Consider the following 23,282-nt stretch of genomic DNA (forward strand, 5'->3'; position numbering starts at 1 on the left):
GTGCCGCGGCCGGGCGGCCGACATCGTGTTGGGCATGATCTTCACCCGTCTGCGGCGCCGTGTCGCCGCCGCCGTCCTGTCCCTCGGCGCCGTCCTCGCCACCACCGCCGCCACCGCCCCGGCGACACCGCACCCGGCCGCCGTTCCCGCCAAGGCCGCGTCCTCGTGCCCGCGGTTCGAGGACCGGCTCAAGGCCGCCGCCGACCGGAACGTGGACCTCGACCGGATCACCCCGACGCCCGCCTGGCGCGACACCTGCGGCACGCTCTACCGCAGCGACAGCCGCGGCCCCGCGACCGTCTTCGAGCAGGGCTTCCACCCCAAGGACGTCGTGGGCGGCCAGTACGACATCGAACAGTACGTCCTGGTCAACCAGCCCTCGCCGTACGTGTCGACGACGTACGACCACGATCTGTACAAGACCTGGTACAAGTCGGGCTACAACTACTACATCGACGCCCCGGGCGGGATCGACGTCAACAAGACCATCGGCGACACCCACAAGTGGGCGGACCAGGTCGAGGTCGCCTTCCCCGGCGGGATCGCCCGGCAGTACGTCATCGGTGTCTGCCCGGTCGACAAGAAGACCAAGGTCGAGATCATGAGCGACTGCGAGAGCAATCCGCACTACCGGCCCTGGCACTGACGGCTGAGAAGCCTCGAGCCTCCGCCCCACGGGCTGGACACGGCCGATCCCACCCCCGCCCGGCGATGTTTTCCAAGGGTGAGCAGGAGCCCCCGAGGGGCCAGGAGGAGTCCGGCCGGGTGGCCGCGGCGCTGAAGGTCTGGCCGGGCCGTTAATCTGACCAGCGTCAGTACGCCAGCACGGCATGAGAAACACGACCAAAAGGGGCGGATCGGTGGCGGACATCGAGGAAGCACGCAAGCAGTTCCAGCGGATCGACGCGGACGGTGACGGGTTCATCACCGCGGCCGAGTTCAAGTCCGCCCTGGCCCAGGAGGGTGACTGGAACGTCACGGAGACGGTCGCCGAGGCCATCATCAGGCAGCGGGACCTCAACGGCGACAAGGTCCTGTCCTTCGACGAGTTCTGGGCCTACCTCAACAAGTGACGTGCGCAAAGGGGGGCCTCCCGGTGGGGCGGGCCCCCCTTTGTCATGTCCGCAGGATCCTGACGACCCAGCGCCCGTCGTGCCGCTCCAGCGTCAGCGGGAGGCCGAAGCACTTGCCGACCTGGCAGGTCCACCCGGCCGAGCCGCCGCCCCAGCAGCAGGTCCAGTCCCGCGTACGTGCGCAGCAGATACGCCACCCCGCCCTTGCCCGACTGGGAGTTGACGCGGATCACCGCCTCGTACGACCGCCCCACGTCGGCCGGGTCGATCGGCAGATACGGCACGGCCCACGGCGCCTGCCGCTCGGGCACCCCCGACTCGGCCGCCCGCCGGGCATGGTGGGCGAGCCCCTTGCTGATCGCGTCCTGGTGGGTGCCGGAGAAGGCCGTGTGGACCAGCTCGCCGGCGTACGGGTGGCGCGGGTGCACGGGCAGCCGGTTGCAGTACTCGACGGTCTCCCGCACGGCGTCGATGTCGCTGAGGTCGACCATGGCGGGTGTGTCCGGGTCCGTCACGCCGCCCGGGGGCGGTGGGCATCGTCCTGGACGCGATCGGCGGCTCCGGTTTCGCCGAGCTCGGCGGGGCGGTCGTGCGGGACGGCACCCTCCGCCCGGTGATCACCGAGGTCTTCGACGGCCTGGACCGGATCCGGGCCCGTTCGTCACGGCCGGCGGAATAGCCCGCCACCCTCCGGGGTTGTCGCCCTACGACAGACGCATGCACATGCATCGAACACCTCGGAGGGTGTGTCATGAAGATCGGCATCATCGGCGCGGGGAACATCGGCGGCAACCTCACCCGGCGGCTCACCGCCCTCGGCCACGAGGTCTCCGTGGCCAACTCCCGTGGCCCCGAGACGCTCAGGGAACTGGCCGAGGAGACCGGCGCGACCGCGGTGACGGCCGCGGACGCGGCCAAGGGTGCCCGGGTCGTGGTCGTCACCGTACCCCTCAAGGCGGTCCCGGACCTCCCCTCCGGGCTGCTGGACGGCGCCGCCGAGGGCGTGGCGGTGATCGACACCGGCAACTACTACCCGCAGCAGCGCGACGGCCGTATCGCCGCCATCGAGGACGGGGGCCTGACCGAGAGCCGCTGGACCGAACGCCACCTCGGCCACCCGGTGATCAAGGCCTTCAACGGCACCTACGCCCAGGACATCCTGGACCGCCCCCGCCCCGCGGGCGACCCCGAGCGCATCGCCCTCCCGGTCGCCGGCGACGACGAGCAGGCCAAGCGAACCGTCCGCGCCCTCATCGACGAACTCGGCTTCGACACGGTCGACGCGGGCGGCATCGACGACTCCTGGCGCCAGCAGCCCGACACCCCCGTGTACGGCCTCCGGGCCGGCGTGGAGGGGGTGCGGAAGGCCCTCGCCGAGGCCTCCCCGGAGCGCCCGGCGGCCTTCCGGGGCTGACCGTCCGGCCTTACGGCGCGGCCCACTCCCTCAGTGCGGCCTTGCTGGCGAAGTTCGCCACGTCCTTGTCGTGGGGGCTGCTGCTGTACTGGTGGAAACGCCACTTCGCCTTGATGCGGGGGTGGCCGGCGGTGACGTAGTCGGCGATCCAGAGGCCGTCGCCGGCATAGGACGTGTCGTCGATGTTCAGCCAGAAGTCGCGGTTGCAGTAGAGGACGACCCGGTGAGTGGGCCGCAGGGCCTTCACCTTCCTGATGAAGGCGTCCTTCTCCGCGTTGCTCGCGTGGGTGCCGTCGCCGGTGGTCTCCCAGTCGACGGCGAGGATGTCGCCCGCCTTCGACGGGGCGGCGGTCACGAAGTGCTCCGCCTGGGCGGTGAGGTTGCCCGGCCACAGGAAGTGGTAGAAGCCCACGACCAGTCCGGCGTCGCGGGCGGTCTTCGCCTGGGCGGTGGCGCGGGGGTTGACGTACGAACGGCCCTCCGTCGCCTTGATGAAGGCGAAGGAGAGGCCGCTCGTGTCGTACGGGGACGACTGATACGCGCTGACGTCGATGCCGCGGAGCATGTGGGGACTCCTTGAAGTGCCGGTGGGGGAAAGGAGGTGCTGGTTGAGTGATGCCCCGCGAGGGCACACCCGATCCGCCCCACGGGCTCGAACGTCAGCTCCGGTCGGCCACCGAACCGAGGACCGCGGCCGGCTTCGCCGACCAGTCGGAGGTGATGAGGCTCGCGTGGTCCTTGGCCAGCAGGGCCAGCCGGGCGGCGACTTCGGCGTCCGTCGGGTTGGTGGAGGAGATGGCCGGCGAGACTCCCGCGGCGTCCGTCATGATCGAGATGTAGTGGTTCGTCGAGTAGAACGAGGTGTCGTAGCCGCTGTTGACGTACGTGGCCGCGTCACCGTCGAAGAACACGAACCAGGGCCGGATGGAGGTGTCGGAGGTCCAGCGGCTTGCCCGGGGGTCGCCGGCCGCCGCGCCCAGCACCGCGGGGAAGGCCTCGGCCTGTGAGATGTTCCCGGCCGCGTAGAGGTCGCGCAGATGGTCGCCGTACTCCTGGTCCGTCCAGTAGTGGTCGAACGGGTTGGACTGCTCCACCGTGCCCGGGATCAGTTCGAAGAGGAACTTGCCCTTGAGGGAGTCGCGGGAGGGCCAGGCGTCCGCCCTGGCGGCCGCGTCGAGGGAGGGGTACGTCCCGCCGAGCAGATCGGCCGGCTTGTAGACGCTGCTGCCGAGCTTCTGGGAGACGAGCGTGTCGAACTCGTCCGGACCCATCCCCGCGTTGTTGTTGAAGCCGACCTTCATCTCGACCTTGATGACGATCGGCGGGTGGTCGGGGTGGAGCTGGTTCCAGGCGGCCATGTTGTCCAGGCAGCTGCCGAGGTCCTGGTTGCGGCTCTTGCCGTACAGCTCGCCCGGGGTCTTCGCGGCCTCGCAGTTGTTGTCGTTGCCCAGCGGGTTGCTGTGGCTGACCCGCCAGCGGTGAGTGAGGCTGTCCACGTACACGTCCAGCTCCAGGAGCGAGGCGCCGGAGTCCAACGCCTGGGCGAAGTAGGCGTACTTGGCCTTTTCGTAGGCGTTGTGCGTGCCGATGGCCGTCGTCCCGGAGAACTTCGGCGCCGCCGCGTGCGCGTTGCCCGGCCCCGTCGCCAGCAGCGCGGCCGCCCCCGCGAGTGCCGCGACCCGTCTCACTGCGCCCATAGCCAACTCCCCTTCGGATGTGTCGAGTTGGCCGCAGCGTATGAGCGAGCGGTTACTGCGCGGTAGCCCCTGGAGGAACATCAGCCCCTCTGCGGTGCGCCGGGGCACGGCACGTCTGGCGGCTAGATTGCTAGCATGCTAGCCTTGCGATCGTGGGTGATGAGGAAGTCAAGCAGTTCAACGTGTACCTGCCGATCGGGCTGATCAAGCAGGTCAAGTACCGCGCCATCGAGTCGGGCATGTCCTTGTCGGCACTGGTCGCAGACGCGCTGCGGGCCTACCTCGGCGACGCCCATCGACAGGAACAGCCCTCGACCGAGAAGGAGACCTGACATGGCGACCGAAGGCATCGAAGCCGTGTTCCTGGAGACCCACAACTGGGGCAGGGCGGCCAGGTTCTTCCAAGCCCTGGGATACGAGCTGGAGTTCGCGACCGACCACAACTCCGGTCAGTTCCGCAACGGCGACGGCCCCTGTGTCTTCATCGCCGAGGTCCCCGAAGGCCGGGAGCCGCGGACGCAGATCGTGCTGAAGGTGCCGGACGCGGACGCGTTCCGCGCCGACCCCGCCGTCGAGGTGGTCACACCGTTCGAGGACACCCACTTCGGGACGCGGATGATGACGGTCCGCGACCCCGACGGCCGGCTGTGGAGCCTCCAGGCCCCCCGGAAGGACCAGCCGTGACCGGCGACCGGACCGAGGCGCCGGACAACACCGCGGTGCGGTGCGCCCTGTGGCGGGCGCTGCACGTCCAGACCGACCCGCCGCCGCACGTGTTCGAGGACGAGATCGGCCTGCGGCTCGCGGACCCCGGCCCGGACTGGCGCAGCCGCCCGGACATGGATCCCGGTGCCACCGGGGGGTTCCGCGCGGCCATGGTGGCCCGCGCCCGCTTCATCGAGGACCTGGTCGCCGAGCAGGCCGAACGCGGGGTCGACCAGTACGTCATCCTGGGTGCCGGTCTGGACACCTTCGCCCAGCGCGCCCCGAAGACCGCCTCCCGCCTGCGCGTCTTCGAGATCGACCAGCCGGGCCCGCAGACCTGGAAGCGCCGCCGCCTGGCCGAACTGGGCCTCGGCGTCCCGGCCCCGCTGCACCTGGTGCCGGTGGACTTCGAGGCGAGCGGCGGCTCCTGGCTGCAGCACCTCACCGCGGCGGGCTTCGACCCCGGCCGCCCGGCGGTCATCGCCTCCACCGGCGTCACCATGTACCTCACCGAGGAGGCCACCACCGCCACCCTGCGCCAGGTCGCCGGGCTGGCACCGGGCACGACCCTCGCCATGACCTTCCTGCTGCCGGAAGAACTCGTGGACGAGCGCGACCGCGCCGGCCTCAAGGCGAGCGAGGCGGGCGCCCGGGCGTCCGGCACCCCCTTCGTCAGCTTCTACACCCCGCGCGCGATGCTGGACCTGGCTCGGGAGGCCGGCTTCGCGGACGTCCGGCACGTCTCGGGCGCCTCGCACGCCGAGCGCTACTTCGCCGGCCGCGCCGACGGCCTGCGCCCGTCAAGTGGGGAGGACCTGCTGCTGGCCCGGACCTGACGGACGCATCACTCCATGGCGCCCGCCGCAGCATTTCGGCTGTCAGAAATTGACAGCGGCGTGAAAATATGGCCCGGCGACTCGCTGAAACAGTTTTTTCACGGGCACTCAGGAATTGACAAAGGGCGGGGCGATATGACCCCGCCAACTCACCGAAAACGGCGGCCTGTTACGGGTATTCATAAATTGACAAGGGTGTGACGATTGCCTACCGTCCAGCGGTCAGGTCCTTTTTGCCGATCGCATCCGAGGATATTCATGACCACACCCCCGACGCTGCCGAAGTCCAGGCAGCAGTTGATCCTTGCCGTTCTCATGTCGTGCTCGCTGCTGATCTGGCTGGACAACACCGTCCTGAGCACCGCCTTGGAGACCCTCGCGGACCCGGCCCGTGGACTGGCCGCCGGCCCGGCCGAGCTTCAATGGGCCACAGGCTCGTACACCCTGGCCTTCGCCACCTTGATGTTCACCGCAGGCGCACTGGGTGATCGCTTCGGTCACCGGACCGTGCTCGCCACCGGACTGGTGGTCTTCGCCGGTTCCTCGGTGTGGGCGGCGTACGCAAGCGACGCAGGCCAGCTGATTGCCGCTCGAGCGGCGATGGGAGCGGGCAGTGCGCTGATCATGCCCGCCAACCTGGCCATCCTCATGTGGACCTTCACCGGCCCCGCGCGGGCCACCGCGATCGCCATTTCCTCGACATCCGCCGGTGTCGGAATGGCTGCAGGCCCCCTGTTGGCAGGGCTGCTTCTGGACCACTTCTGGTGGGGCTCGGTCTTTCTGGTCAACGTCCCGGTCGTGGTAGTGGCGTTGGCCGGGATCACCCTGCTGGTCCCGAATTTCCGCAGCCCCGTCCCGCGGGCTCTGGACCCGGCGGGGATGTTGCTGTCGATCAGCGGGCTCGCGGCGCTGGCCTACGGGCTGATCCGTGCGGGGCAGGTGGCCGCCTGGAGTCGTACGGATGTCTGGGCGCCGATAGCCGTCGGACTGGCCCTGCTGGCCGCCTTCGTACTCGTCGAACTGCGGACCAGGATGCCGAGCTTCGATCCCCGACTGCTCGCGCAACGTACCTTCGGTGGCGGCAACGCGGCGCTCGGACTGCTCCTGTTCGCCGTGGCCGCCGTCACCTTCTATCACGCGTTCTACCTGCAGGGCGCACGCGGCTTTTCGCCGATGGAGGCGGGCTCGGCCGGTCTCCCGACCGCGCTCGGCGCGGCCCTGGGGGCGTCTCTCGGTGCGCGTCTGGTTCGCCGCTGGTCGCTGCGCCCTGTCGCCGCACCGGCGCTCACCGTGGCGGCGCTGACCATGGGCGCGTACGGGTTGCTCGGACTGCACACGCCGCTCGTCTGGATCGAGATCCTGTTGTTGGTCCAGGGCCTCTCCGTCGGCATGGTGATCGGCCCGGTGACGGCAGCATTGATCAGCTCCCTGCCGTTGGAGCGGGCCGGTGCCGGGTCGGCCGTCACCAACACCGTGCGGCAGACCGGCAGCGTGATCGGCATCGCAGTGGGCGGCACGATCATGTCGATCGTGTACCGGCACACGATCGAACCCTCACTGAGCGACGTACCCGGGCCGGCGCAGGACCGGGCGCGGGTGTCCGCCGAACAGGCCCGGCAGGTAGCCACCGCGATCCACCGGCCCGCTCTCGCGCACGCCGCCGATGATGCGTTCGTCCACGCCATGCACGTCGGCGCGGTCTGGATCATGCTCGCCGCGCTCTTCGGAGCGGCTGTACTGGTGATCGCCCTGCGTCCGGTGGGACGGCCCACGGGGCCGGCACGGGAGCCGGACCACGATCGACGAGGCAGCCGCTCCACGCCCGGGGCCTCCCCCCGTTCCGGGGCCGACGGCCAACCCGCTCACAAGGGCGATGACGTGGGCAGCCACTGACGGTGGGCGTCGGCGACGCAGCGAGCTTCAGTCCTCGTCGTCTCAGTCCGCGCGCTCACGCCGCGGCTGTCCGCACGATGGCCGAAGCGCCGCCGCCGCGGCTGCCCGCGGCACGAAGGCCCTGACCGCGCCGAACGACACGAACGCGCTGGTCAGGGCCTACCTCCTCAGCACTCGATGATGTTCACCGCGAGCCCGCCCCGCGCCGTCTCCTTGTACTTCACGGACATGTCCGCGCCGGTGTCCTTCATGGTCTTGATGACCTTGTCGAGGGACACCTTGTGGGAGCCGTCGCCGCGCATGGCCATCTTGGCGGCGGTGACCGCCTTCACCGCGGCCATGCCGTTGCGCTCGATACACGGGATCTGGACCAGGCCGCCGACCGGGTCGCAGGTCAGGCCGAGGTTGTGTTCCATGCCGATCTCGGCCGCGTTCTCGACCTGCTCCGGGGAGCCGCCGAGGACCTCGGCGAGGGCGCCGGCGGCCATGGAGCAGGCGGAGCCGACCTCGCCCTGGCAGCCGACCTCGGCGCCGGAGATGGAGGCGTTCTCCTTGAAGAGCATGCCGATCGCGCCGGCGGCCAGGAGGAAGCGGACGACGCCGTCCTCGTCGGCGCCCGGCACGAAGTTGATGTAGTAGTGCAGGACCGCCGGGATGATGCCGGCCGCGCCGTTCGTGGGGGCCGTCACCACGCGGCCGCCCGCCGCGTTCTCCTCGTTCACCGCCATCGCGTAGAGCGTGATCCACTCCATCGCGTGCGCCAACGGGTCGCCCTCCGCGCGCAGTTGGCGGGCCGAGACGGCCGCGCGGCGGCGGACCTTCAGGCCGCCGGGCAGGATGCCCTCACGGGACATGCCGCGCTGGACGCACTCGCGCATCACCCGCCAGATCTCCAGCAGGCCCGCCCGGATCTCCTCCTCGGTGCGCCAGGCGCGCTCGTTCTCCAGCATCAGGGAGGAGATCGACAGGCCGGTGTCGCTCGTCAGGCGCAGCAGCTCGTCGCCCGTGCGGAAGGGGTACTTCAGGACCGTGTCGTCCAGCACGATGCGGTCCGCGCCGACCGCGTCCTCGTCCACGACGAAGCCGCCGCCGACCGAGTAGTACGTCTTGGAGAGCAGTTCCGCGCCCGAGGTGTCGTACGCCCATATCGTCATGCCGTTGGCGTGGTACGGCAGGGCCTTGCGGCGGTGCAGGATCAGGTCGTCGTCGAAGGAGAAGGGGATCTCGTGCTCGCCGAGGAGCGAGATACGGCCCGCGGTCCTGATCCGCTCCACCCGCTCCTCCGCCGTCTCCACGTCCACCGTGCGGGGCGAGGCGCCCTCCAGGCCGAGCAGGACCGCCTTGGGCGTGCCGTGACCGTGGCCGGTGGCGCCGAGGGAGCCGTAGAGCTCGCATCGCACGGAGTCCACCGAGCCCAGCAGGCCCTCGTTGCGCAGGCGGCGGGCGAACATGCGCGCCGCACGCATCGGGCCGACCGTGTGGGAGCTGGACGGGCCGATGCCGATCGAGAACAGGTCGAAGACCGAGATGGCCACGGTCACTCCTCAAGAAAGCAGTACAGGGGTGGTGGGGCACCCTCGGGCACTCACCTCCGAGTGCCCCACCGGGGACTTACTTGTCCGGACCTACTTGTTCAGGCCCGGGTACAGCGGGTGCTTGTCGGCGAGCGCCTTCACGCGCGCCTTGAGGGCCTCCGCGTCGGCCTCCCCGAAGGGAGAAGGCGCCATCAGCGCCTCGGCGATCACGTCCGCGACCTCGGCGAAGTCCTCGGCCGTGAAGCCGCGGGTCGCCAGGGCCGGCGTACCGATCCGCAGGCCCGACGTCACCATCGGGGGGCGCGGGTCGTTCGGGACGGCGTTGCGGTTGACCGTGATGCCGACCTCGTGGAGACGGTCCTCGGCCTGCTGCCCGTCCAGCTCGGACGCGCGCAGGTCGACCAGGATCAGGTGCACGTCCGTGCCGCCGGTCAGGACGTTCACGCCGGCCTCACGGGCGTCCGCCGCCGTCAGGCGCTCGGCGAGGATCCGGGCACCCTCCACGGTACGACGCTGGCGCTCCTTGAACTCCTCCGAGGCGGCGACCTTGAAGGAGACCGCCTTCGCCGCGATCACGTGCTCCAGGGGACCGCCCTGGAAGCCCGGGAACACGGACGAGTTCAGCTTCTTCGCGAAGTCCTTGCCGCGGGCGAGGATGATGCCGCCGCGCGGACCGCCCAGCGTCTTGTGCGTGGTGGAGGTGACCACGTCGGCGTACGGCACCGGGTTGGCGTGCAGACCGGCCGCGACCAGGCCCGCGAAGTGCGCCATGTCGACCCACAGGTAGGCGCCGGCCTCATCGGCGATCCGCCGGAACTCGGCGAAGTCCAGCTCACGCGGGTACGCCGACCAGCCCGCGATGATCACCTTCGGGCGGTGCTCCTTGGCCAGCCGCTCGACCTCGGCCATGTCGACCAGGCCGGTGGCGGCGTCCACGTGGTAGGCGACCACGTCGAACTGCTTGCCGGAGAAGTTCAGGCGCATGCCGTGGGTCAGGTGGCCGCCGTGCGCCAGGTCCAGGCCGAGGATGGTGTCCCCGGGCTGGGCCAGCGCGAACAGGGCCGCCTGGTTGGCGGAGGCGCCGGAGTGGGGCTGGACGTTGGCGTACTCGGCGCCGAACAGCTCCTTGATCCGGTCGATGGCGATCTGCTCGGCGACGTCGACGTGCTCGCAGCCGCCGTAGTACCGGCGGCCCGGGTAGCCCTCGGCGTACTTGTTGGTCAGCACCGAGCCCTGCGCCTCCATCACCGCGAGCGGCGCGAAGTTCTCGGAGGCGATCATCTCCAGCGTGGACTGCTGGCGGCCGAGCTCGGCGTCGACCGCGGCGGCGATCTCCGGGTCCAGCTCGTGCAGGGACGTGTTCAGGACGGTCATCGGGCTACGACTCCTCAGCCTGCGTTCTGGGCGGTGTACTCGTCGGCGGAGAGCAGGTCGGCCGGCTCCTCCGTGACGCGCACCTTGAACAGCCAGCCGCCCTCGAAGGGGGCGGAGTTCACCAGCGACGGGTCGTTGACGACGTCCTCGTTGATCTCGGTGACCTCACCGGTGACCGGCGAGTACAGGTCGGAGACCGACTTGGTCGACTCCAGCTCACCGCAGGTCTCGCCCGCGGTCACCGTGGAGCCGACGTCGGGGAGCTGGGCGTAGACCACATCGCCGAGCGCGTTGGCCGCGAACTCGGTGATGCCGACCGTCGAGACGCCGTCCTCGGCGGCCGACAGCCACTCGTGCTCCTTGCTGTAGCGCAGCTGCTGGGGGTTGCTCATGGCCTGAATTCTCCTGTACGCGCGGGAGTGCTGATGAAGGGGGGACTGCTGAAACCGCTGGTGAGCAGCGGAAACGTGCGCGGGGTCACACGGTGACCGCGCCCAGTGTCTACTTCTGGCGCCTGTAGAACGGCAGCGCCACGACCTCGTACGGCTCGTGGCTGCCCCGGATGTCCACACCGACGCCCGCGGTGCCCGGTGCCGCGTGCGCCGCGTCGACGTAGGCCATGGCGATCGGCTTGCCCAGGGTGGGGGAGGGGGCGCCGGAGGTGACCTCGCCGATCACCTGACCGCCCGCGACGACGGCGTACCCGGCGCGCGGCACGCGCCGGCCTTCGGCGATCAGCCCGACGAGGACCCGCGGCGGGTTCTCCTGAGCTCTGGCGGCGGCCTGCTCAAGCGCCTCGCGCCCGACGAAGTCGCCCTCCTTCTCGAACTTCACCACCCGGCCGAGCCCGGCGTCGAAGGGGGTGAGCGCGGTGGTCAGCTCGTGCCCGTACAACGGCATGCCCGCCTCCAGGCGCAGGGTGTCCCGGCAGGACAGGCCGCAGGGGACCAGACCGGCGCCCTCGCCGGCCTTGGTCAGCGCCTGCCACAGCTCCACGGCGTGCTCCGGCTTCACGAACAGCTCGAAGCCGTCCTCGCCGGTGTAGCCGGTGCGGGCGATCAGCGCAGGGACGCCGGCGACGGTGCCGGGCAGGCCGGCGTAGTACTTCAGGCCGTCGAGGTCGGCGTCGGTGAGGGACTTCAGGATGCCGGGGGACTCCGGGCCCTGCACGGCGATCAGCGCGTACGCGTCCCGGTCGTCGCGCACCTCGGCGTCGAAGCCGGCGGAACGCTCGGTGAGGGCGTCCAGCACCACCTGGGCGTTGGAGGCGTTGGCGACGACCATGTACTCGGTCTCGGCGAGCCGGTAGACGATCAGGTCGTCCAGGATGCCGCCGTCGGCCCGGCAGATCATGGTGTAGCGGGCACGGCCCACGCCCACGGAGGCGATGTTGCCGACCAGCGCGTAGTTGAGGAGGGCCGCCGCACCGGTGCCGGTGACGGTGATCTCGCCCATGTGGGAGAGGTCGAAGAGGCCCGCCTTCGTGCGCACGGCGATGTGCTCGTCGCGCTCGGAGCCGTAGCGCAGGGGCATGTCCCAGCCGGCGAAGTCGGTCATGGTCGCACCGAGCGAGCGATGCAGCGCGTCCAGCGCGGTATGACGCGGCTCAAGGGGTTCGGTACTGCTCATCGGACGGTCGTCTCCCAGGAAAGCAGACAGGCGAGGAACGTTCCTCCCCATCTGTCATCGGAACCTGAGAGGTTCGCCAGGACCGCCACAGGGACGATCACGGCTTGCACCTTGGGTGGAGCCACTGTCGCAGCGGCCCGCTTTTCAGATGTGCCTCGCCCGCGCGGTAACGGGGCCTGAGAGATTCAAGGGAGGGACTTGCTCCTTCGGCGCCCCGGCAGCAGTGCTGCCAGGAACTCTCCCGCGCGGATTCAAGCGGCCGGTATGCAGTTGGCGGCCACATCATTGCACGGCGAGCCGGCTTTTGTAACCGACCTGTGGCAGGACGCGGACCTCTCCACCACCGCCGTTCATTACCTTCTCTTTACGTATAGCGGGCATGAGCATTACCGGGCCGACAGGGGAGGAAGATCACGGTGAACAGGACCGCGGTGTATGCCACCGCCACCACAGGCATCGCGGTGCCGAGGCGGCGTCCCGCCCCGGCCCCCGTCGTCCGCGACCTGCGCGACCGCGCCGGCCGCGGCCCGCACGCGCTGCTCTTCGGCCCCGGGGACCTGGCGGTGATCACCGGCCTGCCCGGCAGCGGCAAGTCCACCCTGATGCGGCGCGCGGTCGCCGGCCGCCGCATCGACTCCCAGGACGTGCGCGACCGCTTCGCCGCCCGCCTGCCCCGCGCGCTCCCGTACGCCCTCTACCGCCCGCTGGTCCGCCTCGCCCACTACACCGGCCTGCGCCGCGCCCTGCGCACCGGGGAGGGGCTCGTCGTCCACGACTGCGGCACCCAGCCCTGGGTGCGCGCCTGGCTCGCCCGCGAGGCGCGCCGCCGCGGCGGCACCCTCCATCTGCTCCTGCTCGACGTCGCGCCCGGTACCGCCCGCGAGGGGCAGCGGTCCCGCGGCCGGGGCGTCTCCCGCCACGCCTTCCGCCGTCACCGCCGTACGACCGCCCGGCTGCTCGACACGGTCGAGCGGGGCGAGCTGCCCGCGGGCTGCGGATCCGCGGTGCTGCTGGACCGCGGGGCGGCGGACACCCTGCGGCGGATCGCCTTCACCGGATGAGATCGCGTTCACCGGATGACATCGCATGCAGCGGACGAGATCGCACGCACCGGACGAGGAGGACGACGTGCACAGGGTGAGGGACTATCACAGCCACCCGCTAGCCTTCTTGGTCACAGCAGTGGCTTCCAGCAGGCGGTAGGCAGATGGACTTCCCGGCAGACATTCCCGCGGACTTCCCGGCACAGGCGCACCCCCAGCCGCACGGCGGCTGGCCCGGCAACGAGCTCGAGGAGGTGCTCTCGGCCTCCCTCGGCATACCCGCCGCGGCCGGCCGGATCATCGAGGTCCTGGGCCGCAGCCTGCTGTGGATCCCGCTGCCGGGCGGCGGCGGCCCCGACAGCGGCCCGCTGGACCTGCCCACGCTGGACATCGGCGGCCAGGTGTACGTCCCGGTGTTCAGCTCCGAGGAACAGCTGCGCCAGGCGGCCGGCTCCCACATGTCGTACACCATCGCCCCCGCCGTGGAGTTCGCCCGCGGTCTGCCCCCGCAGGTCGGCATGGCCGTGAACCCCGACGCCCTGGTCGGCATCCCGCTCCCGCCCGAGGCGGTGGCCGAGCTGTGCCGGACCGGCCGCACCCCGCTCGACGGCCCCGGCACCGGCGGCCGGGTCCGCCTCTTCGAACCCGACTGGCAGGACGACCCGGTCGACTTCCTCTCCGCCGCGTCCGCCGAGTTCGCCGAGACCGGCGTGGTCCTCGCCGCCCGCCGCTGCCTGGCCGCCATAGAGACGGACGACCCGGTGATGTTCGTCGGCGTCGAACTCTCCCAGTGGGAGGGCGACCTGCGCACCCTCCCCCTGCAGGCCCTGGGCCGAGCCCTCGGCAAAGTCCCGGTCAGGTGGCCGGTCAACCTCGTCCTCCTGGACGTGACGGACGACCCGGTGGCGGGCTGGCTGAAGGACAACGTCCGCCCCTTCTATCAGTACGGTCACTGATCAGCAGGCAGGGGCGCAGCGGACCTCAGGGGCGCGGGGAACTGCGCGGGTGACCCACCGCAACCCCGCACCCGCGCACGATCCCGAGGCCGCACCCCGGTGGGCGCATAAGCTGTCTCCACACACGGGGCAAGAAAAGAGAAGGGCACGACAGGTGAGCGCGAGCCACAGCGGCAGCGTCGAGCACATGCTGCGCCAGGTCACGCCCGGACGCTACGACGCCTACGAGGCACTGCTGCGCGCCCTCGCCGCCCCGTCCTCCGGTCAGATCTGGATGCTCCTGTGGCACGGCCAGGCCGGCTCCCCGGACGCCCAGTACGGAAACATGGAGGTCGACGGCTTCCAGTACGCCCCGTGCGTCACCTCCGCGCAGGAGCTCTCGGTCAGCGGCTGGAACCGGTCGTACGAGGTCGTCGACGGACTCGACGTGGCCCGCACCCTCTACCCGGACCACTACGGCCTCTGGCTCAACCCGCACGCCCCGGGCGGCGGTGTCGGCATCCCCTGGCTGGATCTGCGCCGCATCGCCACGGGCCTGGACCGCCAGCCCGCCGGGCCTCTCCGGCTGACCGAACCCGGCATCGAGGTCCCGCAGTTCTACGCCCTGCTCGCGCAGAACGCCCACCGCACCCCGGCCCTGCGCTCCCTGCGCCGCGCCTGGGTGCAGCCGGCGCTCGGCGCGCCGTACCTCGCCATCGGCCTGGACGTGTACGACACCTCGCCGGCCGCGGTCGACTCGGTGCGCGCGATGATGCAGCAGTCCGTCGGCGCGGTCCCGGAGGGCCTGCCGGTGTCGACGGTCGCGATGACCGACGAGTACGACCCGGTCGTGATGTGGATGCGGGCCAGCGCCCGCCCGTTCTACGACCGCGAGGCCCACGCCGCGCCGCAGCCCCAGCTCCAGGCCTCCCCACAGCAGCAGGCGCCCGCCGCCGGATACGGCTATCCACCGGTGCACGGCAGTTTCTGACCTGGGCTCATCGCTCGTATGTCCCGTTTTGCGCACGCGGCCGTCCCGGCGGGCCCCGTCCGTTCGCCGTAACTTCCTGTCCGCATAACAGGAAACGCCTGCTTGCATCACGGTTGCGCATCCATTCCCTGTCAAGGCTGGCGGCTGATCGCGCAAGCGTTGAAGACTCCCCCTTCAAGGGGTTCGCCCCTGTGTACGACGGACTGTTTGATGCCGCTACCAGCGGCAAGTGCGGGCCGGCTACCGCCGGTTGAGAGGGGTCCCAGCCTGATGACGGCACCATTGCACGAGCCGACCGCGGAAGCGGCCCCGGGTGCGGCAGAGGAAGCGGCGGTCGCGGCCACCGACGCGAAGGCCGTTCAGGGCCGCTCCCTGGGCCGGATCGCCTGGGAACGCCTCAAGCGGGACAAACTGGCCCTGACGGGCGGCATAGTCGTGCTCCTCCTCATCGTGATCGCGCTGCTCGCACCGGTGATCACGAACCTCGTCGGCCAGGACCCGGACGCCTACCACCAGGGCCTGATCGACCCGCTGTTCAGCACCCCCAAGGGCTCGATGGGCGGCATCGGCGGCGACCACCTGCTCGGTGTCGAACCGGTCAACGGCCGCGACATCTTCGCCCGCATCCTCTACGGCGCCCGGATCTCGCTGCTCGTCGGCTTCCTGTCCGCCGTGGTCGCCGTCATCCTCGGGACCATCCTCGGCATCCTGGCGGGCTTCTTCGGCGGCTGGGTGGACTCGGTCATCAGCCGGGTCATGGACGGCCTCCTCGCCTTCCCGCAGCTGCTGTTCATCATCGCGCTGGTCTCCGTCATGCCCAACCAGATGCTGGGGCTCAGCGGCACGGGCGTGCGTGTGTTCGTGATGATCCTGGTCATCGGCTTCTTCGGCTGGCCGTACATCGGCCGCGTGGTGCGCGGTCAGACGCTCTCGCTGCGTGAACGCGAGTACGTCGAGGCGGCCCGCTCGCTCGGCGCCGGGCGGTTCTACATCCTCTTCAAGGAACTGCTGCCCAACCTCGTCGCGCCCATCATCGTGTACACGACGATGATGATCCCCACGAACATCCTCACCGAAGCGGCGCTCAGCTTCCTGGGCGTGGGCGTCAAGCCGCCCACCTCCTCCTGGGGACAGATGCTCTCGAGCGCGATCGACTACTACGACTCGGACCCCATGTACATGGTGATCCCTGGCGTGGCGATCTTCATCACGGTTCTGGCCTTCAACCTCTTCGGCGACGGCGTGCGGGACGCGCTCGACCCGAAGGCTTCCCGCTGAAGTGCCGTACCCCAAGCGTCCCGTGAGCTCTTCCACGGGGTCTCTCATCAAATCCGGAGGATCCGAGATCGTGAACACCCAACGCACCTCAGGGCGGCGCAAGCAGGCCCTTGCCGCTGCCGCAGTGGTCGCCGGGCTGCTGACCACGGCGGCGTGCGGCGGAGGCAATGGCGGCGGCTCGAAGGACGGCGCGGCCGGCTTCAACGCGGCGGTCAACAAGGTCGCCCAGGCCGACCAGGTCAAGAAGGGCGGCACGCTGAAGTTCGTGAGCACGCAGGACGCCGACTCGTGGGACACCACGCGCGGCTACTACGGGTTCATGTGGGACTTCTCGCGCTACTACAGCCGCCAGCTGGTCACGTACAAGACCGCGCCGGGTGCCGAGGGCGCGACGCTCACCCCGGACCTCGCCACGGACATGGGCAAGGTCTCGGACGGCGGCAAGAAGTACACCTTCACGCTGCGTGACGGCGTCACCTGGGAGGACGGCAAGCCGATCACCTCCCAGGACATCAAGTACGGCATCGAGCGCGTCTGGGCGCAGGACGTCCTGTCCGGCGGTCCGATCTACCTCCAGCAGATGCTGGACCCGAAGAACACGTACAAGGGTCCGTACAAGGACACCGCGAAGGACCACCTGGGCCTGAAGGCGATCGAGACGCCGGACGCGAAGACGATCGTCTTCCACCTGCCGGCGCCCAACTCGGACTTCCTCCAGACGCTGGCGATGACCACGGGCTCCCCGGTCCGCCAGGACAAGGACACCAAGTCCAAGTACGGCCTGCACCCGTTCTCCTCGGGTCCGTACAAGTTCGAGTCGTACGCCCCGGGCAAGAACCTGGTCCTGGTCCGCAACGACCAGTGGAAGGCGTCCTCGGACCCGGTCCGCAAGGCGTACCCGGACAAGATCACGCTGGACATCTCCACCAACCAGGTCAACTCGGACCAGCAGCTGATCAACGGCGACTACGACCTGGACGCCAGCCAGACCGGCCTGGGCCCGCAGGGCCGCCAGATCGCCCTGAAGCAGCACAAGGACAACCTGGACAACCCGGTCTCCGGCTTCATCCGCTACGCGGTCTTCCCGCAGAGCGTCAAGCCGTTCGACAACGTCCACTGCCGCAAGGCCGTGATCTACGCCGCCGACCACGTGTCGCTGCAGACCGCCCGCGGTGGCCCCATCGCCGGTGGTGACATCGGCACCAACATGCTCCCGCCGTCGGTCGCCGGTGGCGAGGGCCAGAAGTACGACCCGTACGAGATCGCGACCAAGAACAAGAACGGCAACGTCGCCCTGGCCAAGCAGGAGCTGAAGGCCTGCGGCAAGGCGGGCGGCTTCTCCACCACCATCGCGGTCCGCAACAACAAGTCGCAGGAAGTGGCCACCGCCGAGTCCCTGCAGGCCGCGCTGAAGAAGGTCGGCATCAACGCCGACATCTACCAGTACGACGGCTCGCAGTCCCCGGGCATCATCGGCGCCCCCGCGAACGTGGCGAAGAAGAAGCTCGGCATCATCATCATGGGCTGGGGTCCGGACTTCCCGACCGTCCAGGGCTACGGCATCCCGCTGTGGAGCAGCAAGTACATCCTGCAGAGCGGTAACAACAACTACGCCCTGATCAAGGACAAGGCGATCGACGGTCTCTTCGACCAGTACACCACCACGCTGGACAACTCGAAGAAGACCCAGCTCGCCACGGAGATCAACCACAAGGTCTCGGAGGGCGCGTACTACCTGCCCTTCACCTTCGAGCGGCTGCTGAACATCCGCTCCTCGCGTCTGGCCAACGTGTACACGACGAACGCGTACAGCGGTTACTACGACTTCGTCAACCTCGGCCTGAAGTCCACGAAGTAAACCCGGCACACCCGCCGTACGGCACGAAAGGCAGGTGAAGGCCGGCGCGGCGAGCCGCGGGCCCACCGGAAGATCTCCGGGGGCCCGCGGTCCGCGGCGGGCCGTTAGCTGTGCTCGCTTACCTCATCAGGCGGCTGTTCGCCGCCGCAGTGATGCTGGTGGTCATCATCCTGGTGGTCTTCAGCATCTTCTTCCTCGTCCCCAAGTGGGCGGGCGTGGACATCGCCACGAGCTTCGTGGGCAAGCAGGCAGACCCGCACGCCGTCGAGGCGGTGCGCGAGAAGCTGGGTCTGGGCGACCCGATCTACGTCCAGGTCTGGGACTTCTTCAAGGGCATCTTCGCGGGCCGCACCTACTCGGCCGGCGGTGACGTCACCCACTGCGCCGCGCCGTGCTTCGGCTACTCCTTCCGCAGCGAGCAGGCCGTCTGGCCGGTGCTGACCGACCGCTTCCCGGTGACCCTGGGTCTCGCGCTCGGCGCCGCCGTGCTGTGGCTGGTCTTCGGTGTCGCGGCGGGTGTGCTCTCCGCCCTCAAGCGGGGCAGCATCTGGGACCGCGGCGCGATGGTCGTCGCCCTCAGCGGTGTCTCGCTGCCGATCTACTTCACGGGTCTGCTCGCTTCGGCGATCTTCGTCTTCGGGCTGAAGTGGTTCGACGGCAAGTACGTCTCGATCAGCGACAGCTTCTCCGGTTACTTCGGGAGCATGATCCTGCCCTGGGTCACCCTCGCCTTCCTCTACGCGGCGATGTACGCCCGTATCACCCGGGCCACCATGCTGGAGATCCTCGGCGAGGACTACATCCGTACCGCCCGAGCCAAGGGCCTCACGGAGCCGGTCGTCATCGGCAAGCACGCCATGCGCTCCACGATGACGCCGATCCTGACCATGCTCGGCATGGACCTCGGCGCCCTCATCGGCGGCGCGATCCTCACCGAGACCACGTTCAGCCTCCCCGGCCTCGGCCAGGCCGTGCTGACCGCCATCAAGAACCAGGACCTGCCCATCATCCTGGGCGTGACCCTGATCACCTCCCTCGCGGTGCTCATCGCCAACCTCGCGGTGGACATCCTGTACGCCGTGATCGACCCCCGAGTGAGGCTCGCATGACCGAACTCAGCAAGACCGGAGCGGCCGTGGGCGAGCCCACCAGCTCCTCGCCCGCGTCGACCTCCTTCCTGGAAGTGCGCGACCTGAAGGTGCACTTCCCGACCGACGACGGCCTCGTGAAGTCCGTCGACGGGCTCAGCTTCAAGCTGGAGAAGGGCAAGACCCTCGGCATCGTGGGCGAGTCGGGTTCCGGCAAGTCGGTGACCTCGCTCGGCATCATGGGCCTGCACACCGCCGGCCAGTACGGCAAGCGCAAGGCGCAGATATCCGGCGAGATCTGGCTGAACGGGACCGAGCTGCTGTCCGCCGACCCCGACCACGTGCGCAAGCTGCGCGGCCGGGAGATGGCGATGATCTTCCAGGACCCGCTGTCGGCGCTGCACCCCTATTACACGATCGGCGCGCAGATCGTGGAGGCGTACCGCACCCACCACGACGTCGACAAGAAGACCGCCAAGCGTCGTGCGGTCGAGATGCTCGACCGCGTGGGCATCCCGCAGCCGGACAAGCGGGTGGACAACTACCCGCACGAGTTCTCCGGCGGTATGCGCCAGCGCGCCATGATCGCCATGTCGCTGGTGAACAACCCCGAGCTGCTCATCGCGGACGAGCCGACCACCGCGCTCGACGTGACGGTCCAGGCGCAGATCCTGGATCTGATCCGCGACCTGCAGAAGGAGTTCGGCTCCGCGGTCATCGTCATCACGCACGACCTGGGCGTCGTCGCCGAACTCGCCGACGACATCCTGGTGATGTACGGCGGCCGCTGCGTCGAGCGCGGCCCGGCGGACAAGGTGTTCTACGAGCCCCGCCACCCCTACACCTGGGGTCTGCTCGGCTCGATGCCGCGCCTGGACCGCGAGCAGCAGGAGCGCCTGATCCCGGTCAAGGGCTCCCCGCCCTCGCTGATCAACATCCCGTCCGGCTGCGCCTTCAACCCGCGCTGCCCGTACGCGGACCTCCCGAAGGACAACCTGACCCGCACGGTCCGCCCCGAGCTGACCGAGGTCGGTGACAAGCACTGGGCCGCCTGCCACATGTCGCAGGAGCAGCGGGAACGGATCTGGACCGAAGAGATTGCGCCGAAGCTGTGAGTGAGAACGCAGAGGACAAAGCAGGGAGCATCCCTGCACAGAGCGACGGCGCGGAAGAGAAGTCCGCCGGTACGGCCACGCTCACCAAGGACGCTGCCCCCGGCGAGATCCTGCTCAAGGTGACCGGGCTGCAGAAGCACTTCCCCATCAGGAAGGGCCTCTTCCAGCGGCAGGTCGGCGCCGTGCGCGCGGTCGACGGGATCGACTTCGAGGTCCGCTCCGGCGAAACCCTCGGTGTGGTGGGCGAGTCGGGCTGCGGCAAGTCGACGATGGGCCGGCTGATCACCCGGCTGCTCGAACCGACCGCCGGCACCGTCGAGTTCGAGGGCAAGGACATCACGCACCTCGGCGTCAGCGGCATGCGTCCCATGCGCCGCGACGTGCAGATGATCTTCCAGGACCCGTACTCGTCGCTGAACCCGCGCCACACCATCGGCACGATCGTCGGGGCCCCCTTCCGGCTCCAGGGCGTCGAGCCCGAGGGCGGCATCAAGAAGGAAGTGCAGCGGCTGCTGTCGGTGGTCGGTCTCAACCCCGAGCACTACAACCGCTATCCGCACGAGTTCTCCGGCGGTCAGCGCCAGCGCATCGGCATCGCCCGCGCGCTCGCCCTGAAGCCGAAGCTGGTCGTCGCGGACGAGCCGGTCTCCGCGCTGGACGTGTCGATCCAGGCGCAGGTCGTGAACCTCATGGACGACCTCCAGCAGGAGCTCGGCCTGACGTACGTGATCATCGCGCACGACCTCTCGGTCGTCCGCCACGTCTCGGACCGCATCGCGGTGATGTACCTCGGCAAGATCGTCGAGCTGGCCGACCGGGACTCGCTGTACAAGGCGCCGATGCACCCGTACACCAAGGCGCTGATGTCGGCGGTGCCGATCCCGGACCCGGCGCGCAGGAACACGAAGAGCGAGCGCATCCTGCTCAAGGGCGACGTGCCCTCGCCGATCGCGCCGCCCTCGGGCTGCCGCTTCCACACCCGGTGCTGGAAGGCGACGGAGATCTGCCGGACCACCGAGCCGGCGCTCAAGGAGCTGAAGCCCGGTCAGCGCGTCGCCTGTCACCACCCGGAGAACTTCGAGGACCAGGCCCCGCAGGACACGGTGCTGCTGACCGCCGCGAAGGAGGCGGCGGAGCTGGTCGCCGACGAGGTCCTCGCGGAGTCGGCGCAGACGTCGGCGGCGGTGGCGGCGGAACTGGCCGAGGAGACCTCGGAGGAGAGCGCCGCGGAGGAGAGCGCCGCGAAGGAGGACAGCGCCGCGGAGGACAGCGCCTCGGCGGAGAGCGCTGAGGAGAGCGGCTCCCAGGAGTCAACCGACAAGTAGCGCATGACAACTGGGCAAAGTCATGTACATGCCTGAACGGGAGAGTGCAGAGTCGTCCGTGTCCGACCACTGATCGGTACACGCTCGAAAGGGACGACCATGGCACTCTCCCGTTCGGCACGCCTGGGGGCGGTCGCGACAGCGGCGGCCTCCTTCCTCGTCATCGGCGCTTCCCCCGCCCCCACCCCGGGCGCCCCCGGCATCGGCGACGCCTACTTCCCACGGCTCGGCAACGGCGGCTTCGACGCGCTGCACTACGACCTCGACGTCGCCTACGCCCCCGGCACCGGCCGCCTGGACGGCCGTACCACCCTCACCGCCCGAGCCACCCGGAACCTCTCCTCCTTCGACCTGGACCTGCAGCAGCTGCAGATCACCGGGGTCGAAGTGAACGGCAGACGGGCCCGGTTCACACGGGACGGCGACGAGGTGACCGTCACGCCGCGCCGGAGCCTGCAGCGCGGGCGCACCTTCAAGGTCACCGTCACCTACGGCGGCATACCCCAGCCCCTCAGCGGGCCCATCGTGTTCGGCTCCAAGTACGGCTGGATGAAAACCGCCGACGGGGTCTTCGTCGCCTGCGAGCCCAACGCCGCGTCCACCTGGTTCCCGTCCAGCGACCACCCCTCCGACAAGGCCACCTACGACATCCGGATCAAGGCGCCGAAGGGCCTGACCGGCGTCTCCAACGGCCGGCTCCTGTCGACGTACGACAAGGGCGGCTCGACGTACACCCACTGGCGCGAGTCGAAGCCGATGGCGACCTACCTCGCCACCGCCACCATCGGGAAGTTCGACGTGCGCACCGGCCGCACCCCCGGCGGCATCCCGCTCTACGTCGCGATCGACCCCGTCCTGAAGAACAGCAACAACGTCGACGTGTACGCCGTCACCGCCGCCGCCACCGACTACTGGTCGCGCGTCTTCGGGCCGTACCCGTTCGAGGAGACCGGCGCCGTCGTCGACGACATGCCGGAGGCCGGGTTCTCGCTGGAGGTGCAGAGCAAGCCCGCCTACTCGGCCGTGCGCAGCGAGACGACCATCGTGCACGAACTGGCCCACCAGTGGTTCGGCGACTCGGTGAGCGTGGCGCGGTGGAAGGACATCTGGCTCAACGAGGGCTTCGCCACCTACGCCCAGTGGCTGTGGGCGGAGCACCAGGGCACCCGCTCGGCCCACGACTCGTTCCTCGCCGCCTACGACGCCCGGCCGGCCGACTCCGGCTTCTGGCAGATCAAGGTCTCCGACCCGCAGCGCGACACGATGTTCTCCTCAGCCGTCTACCAGCGCGGCGCGATGACGCTCCAGGCACTGCGCGAACGCATCGGCGACAAGGCCTTCTTCCGGCTGCTGCCCGCCTGGACCAGGCTCCACCGGTACGGCAACGCGGACACCGCCGGCTTCATCCGCCTCGCCGAGCGCGTCAGCGGGCAGAAGCTGGGCGACCTGTTCGACACCTGGCTGTCCACCACAGGGAGACCTGCCCTGTGAGC

General features: G+C 69.6%; 23 protein-coding genes, 1 pseudogene and 2 riboswitches. Of the genes and pseudogenes, 17 read left to right on the top strand and 7 right to left on the bottom strand.

Features of this window, described 5'->3' with window-relative positions; genetic code table 11:
- Nucleotides 1-34 precede the first annotated feature (34 nt).
- Nucleotides 35-646 carry an ADP-ribosyltransferase gene (locus tag ACZ7GZ_RS25960; RefSeq protein WP_471027742.1) on the top strand — a complete coding sequence of 204 codons (612 nt, stop codon included), beginning with the start codon at nucleotides 35-37 and terminating at the stop codon, nucleotides 644-646.
- Between the two features lie 214 nt (nucleotides 647-860).
- The gene (locus tag ACZ7GZ_RS25965) at nucleotides 861-1,073 is read left to right on the top strand and encodes an EF-hand domain-containing protein (RefSeq protein ID WP_116147008.1); all 213 of its coding nucleotides are present in this window, start codon (nucleotides 861-863) and stop codon (nucleotides 1,071-1,073) included.
- A gap of 158 nt (nucleotides 1,074-1,231) precedes the next feature.
- Here ACZ7GZ_RS25965 and ACZ7GZ_RS25970 read toward each other — a convergent pair.
- Nucleotides 1,232-1,564: pseudogene (locus ACZ7GZ_RS25970) on the bottom strand (2-isopropylmalate synthase); the annotation flags it as partial.
- Between the two features lie 38 nt (nucleotides 1,565-1,602).
- On the opposite strand from ACZ7GZ_RS25970, the gene ACZ7GZ_RS25975 reads away from it, so the two are divergent.
- Together ACZ7GZ_RS25975 and ACZ7GZ_RS25980 are read left to right on the top strand one after the other, a co-directional pair.
- Nucleotides 1,603-1,752: a hypothetical protein gene (locus tag ACZ7GZ_RS25975; protein WP_471027744.1), complete on the top strand. Its 150-nt coding sequence runs from the start codon at nucleotides 1,603-1,605 to the stop codon at nucleotides 1,750-1,752.
- A gap of 72 nt (nucleotides 1,753-1,824) precedes the next feature.
- Nucleotides 1,825-2,487 (top strand): NADPH-dependent F420 reductase, encoded by a 663-nt coding sequence (locus ACZ7GZ_RS25980; protein WP_471027745.1) that lies wholly within the window; start codon nucleotides 1,825-1,827, stop codon nucleotides 2,485-2,487.
- A gap of 10 nt (nucleotides 2,488-2,497) precedes the next feature.
- Here the strand turns inward: ACZ7GZ_RS25980 and ACZ7GZ_RS25985 are convergent, their stop codons facing one another.
- Nucleotides 2,498-3,052: a glycoside hydrolase family 25 protein gene (locus ACZ7GZ_RS25985; RefSeq protein WP_471027746.1), complete on the bottom strand. Its 555-nt coding sequence runs from the start codon at nucleotides 3,050-3,052 to the stop codon at nucleotides 2,498-2,500.
- Between the two features lie 94 nt (nucleotides 3,053-3,146).
- Nucleotides 3,147-4,184: a phosphatidylinositol-specific phospholipase C domain-containing protein gene (locus ACZ7GZ_RS25990; protein ID WP_471027748.1), complete on the bottom strand. Its 1,038-nt coding sequence runs from the start codon at nucleotides 4,182-4,184 to the stop codon at nucleotides 3,147-3,149.
- Between the two features lie 152 nt (nucleotides 4,185-4,336).
- Between ACZ7GZ_RS25990 and ACZ7GZ_RS25995 the strand changes: the two genes are divergently transcribed.
- From ACZ7GZ_RS25995 to ACZ7GZ_RS26010, 4 genes are all read left to right on the top strand, one after another.
- A complete protein-coding gene (locus tag ACZ7GZ_RS25995) occupies nucleotides 4,337-4,516 on the top strand; it encodes a ribbon-helix-helix domain-containing protein (RefSeq protein ID WP_471027750.1) in 180 nt (59 codons plus the stop codon).
- Between the two features lies 1 nt (nucleotide 4,517).
- Nucleotides 4,518-4,868 (top strand): VOC family protein, encoded by a 351-nt coding sequence (locus tag ACZ7GZ_RS26000; RefSeq protein WP_471027751.1) that lies wholly within the window; start codon nucleotides 4,518-4,520, stop codon nucleotides 4,866-4,868.
- Nucleotides 4,865-5,725 carry a class I SAM-dependent methyltransferase gene (locus ACZ7GZ_RS26005; protein WP_471027752.1) on the top strand — a complete coding sequence of 287 codons (861 nt, stop codon included), beginning with the start codon at nucleotides 4,865-4,867 and terminating at the stop codon, nucleotides 5,723-5,725. The genes ACZ7GZ_RS26000 and ACZ7GZ_RS26005 overlap by 4 nt, the downstream gene beginning before the upstream one ends.
- Nucleotides 5,726-5,983: 258 nt before the next feature.
- Nucleotides 5,984-7,618, top strand: a complete 1,635-nt coding sequence (locus ACZ7GZ_RS26010; RefSeq protein WP_471027753.1) for an MFS transporter — start codon at nucleotides 5,984-5,986, stop codon at nucleotides 7,616-7,618.
- Nucleotides 7,619-7,785: 167 nt separating this feature from the next.
- Here ACZ7GZ_RS26010 and ACZ7GZ_RS26015 read toward each other — a convergent pair whose 3' ends face one another.
- From ACZ7GZ_RS26015 to gcvT, 4 genes are all read right to left on the bottom strand, one after another.
- Nucleotides 7,786-9,153 carry an L-serine ammonia-lyase gene (locus ACZ7GZ_RS26015; protein ID WP_471027755.1) on the bottom strand — a complete coding sequence of 456 codons (1,368 nt, stop codon included), beginning with the start codon at nucleotides 9,151-9,153 and terminating at the stop codon, nucleotides 7,786-7,788.
- A gap of 90 nt (nucleotides 9,154-9,243) precedes the next feature.
- Nucleotides 9,244-10,527, bottom strand: coding sequence for a serine hydroxymethyltransferase (gene glyA, locus ACZ7GZ_RS26020; RefSeq protein WP_471027756.1), 1,284 nt, complete (start codon nucleotides 10,525-10,527; stop codon nucleotides 9,244-9,246).
- Nucleotides 10,528-10,541: 14 nt separating this feature from the next.
- Entirely contained in the window at nucleotides 10,542-10,919 is a 378-nt protein-coding gene (gene gcvH, locus ACZ7GZ_RS26025) for a glycine cleavage system protein GcvH (protein WP_471027757.1), read from the bottom strand.
- Nucleotides 10,920-11,028: 109 nt separating this feature from the next.
- The gene (gcvT, locus tag ACZ7GZ_RS26030; RefSeq protein WP_471027759.1) at nucleotides 11,029-12,156 is read right to left on the bottom strand and encodes a glycine cleavage system aminomethyltransferase GcvT; all 1,128 of its coding nucleotides are present in this window, start codon (nucleotides 12,154-12,156) and stop codon (nucleotides 11,029-11,031) included.
- A 41-nt stretch (nucleotides 12,157-12,197) separates the two neighbouring features.
- Nucleotides 12,198-12,310: riboswitch (glycine riboswitch) on the bottom strand.
- A riboswitch (glycine riboswitch) is annotated at nucleotides 12,311-12,410 on the bottom strand. It abuts the riboswitch before it with no gap.
- Between the two features lie 162 nt (nucleotides 12,411-12,572).
- Here gcvT and ACZ7GZ_RS26035 point away from each other — a divergent pair.
- The 9 genes from ACZ7GZ_RS26035 (at nucleotide 12,573) to ACZ7GZ_RS26075 (ending at nucleotide 23,280) form a co-directional block, all read left to right on the top strand.
- Nucleotides 12,573-13,217 (top strand): AAA family ATPase, encoded by a 645-nt coding sequence (locus tag ACZ7GZ_RS26035; RefSeq protein ID WP_471027760.1) that lies wholly within the window; start codon nucleotides 12,573-12,575, stop codon nucleotides 13,215-13,217.
- A gap of 146 nt (nucleotides 13,218-13,363) precedes the next feature.
- A complete protein-coding gene (locus tag ACZ7GZ_RS26040; RefSeq protein ID WP_471027761.1) occupies nucleotides 13,364-14,155 on the top strand; it encodes an enhanced serine sensitivity protein SseB in 792 nt (263 codons plus the stop codon).
- Between the two features lie 187 nt (nucleotides 14,156-14,342).
- Entirely contained in the window at nucleotides 14,343-15,125 is a 783-nt protein-coding gene (locus tag ACZ7GZ_RS26045) for an enhanced serine sensitivity protein SseB C-terminal domain-containing protein (protein ID WP_471027843.1), read from the top strand.
- Between the two features lie 270 nt (nucleotides 15,126-15,395).
- Entirely contained in the window at nucleotides 15,396-16,403 is a 1,008-nt protein-coding gene (locus ACZ7GZ_RS26050; RefSeq protein WP_471027762.1) for an ABC transporter permease, read from the top strand.
- Nucleotides 16,404-16,473: 70 nt separating this feature from the next.
- Complete coding sequence (locus ACZ7GZ_RS26055) at nucleotides 16,474-18,261, top strand: ABC transporter substrate-binding protein (protein ID WP_471027764.1); 1,788 nt, start codon at nucleotides 16,474-16,476, stop codon at nucleotides 18,259-18,261.
- Between the two features lie 110 nt (nucleotides 18,262-18,371).
- On the top strand, nucleotides 18,372-19,370 hold the full coding sequence (locus ACZ7GZ_RS26060) for an ABC transporter permease (protein WP_471027765.1): 999 nt from the start codon (nucleotides 18,372-18,374) through the stop codon (nucleotides 19,368-19,370).
- Complete coding sequence (locus tag ACZ7GZ_RS26065) at nucleotides 19,367-20,464, top strand: ABC transporter ATP-binding protein (protein WP_471027767.1); 1,098 nt, start codon at nucleotides 19,367-19,369, stop codon at nucleotides 20,462-20,464. The genes ACZ7GZ_RS26060 and ACZ7GZ_RS26065 overlap by 4 nt, the downstream gene beginning before the upstream one ends.
- Nucleotides 20,461-21,789 carry an ABC transporter ATP-binding protein gene (locus tag ACZ7GZ_RS26070; protein WP_471027769.1) on the top strand — a complete coding sequence of 443 codons (1,329 nt, stop codon included), beginning with the start codon at nucleotides 20,461-20,463 and terminating at the stop codon, nucleotides 21,787-21,789. Before ACZ7GZ_RS26065 ends, ACZ7GZ_RS26070 begins: the two co-directional genes overlap by 4 nt.
- A gap of 99 nt (nucleotides 21,790-21,888) precedes the next feature.
- Nucleotides 21,889-23,280: a M1 family metallopeptidase gene (locus ACZ7GZ_RS26075; protein WP_471027770.1), complete on the top strand. Its 1,392-nt coding sequence runs from the start codon at nucleotides 21,889-21,891 to the stop codon at nucleotides 23,278-23,280.
- Nucleotides 23,281-23,282 lie beyond the last annotated feature (2 nt).

Source organism: Streptomyces sp. NPDC037288, from assembly GCF_055603265.1.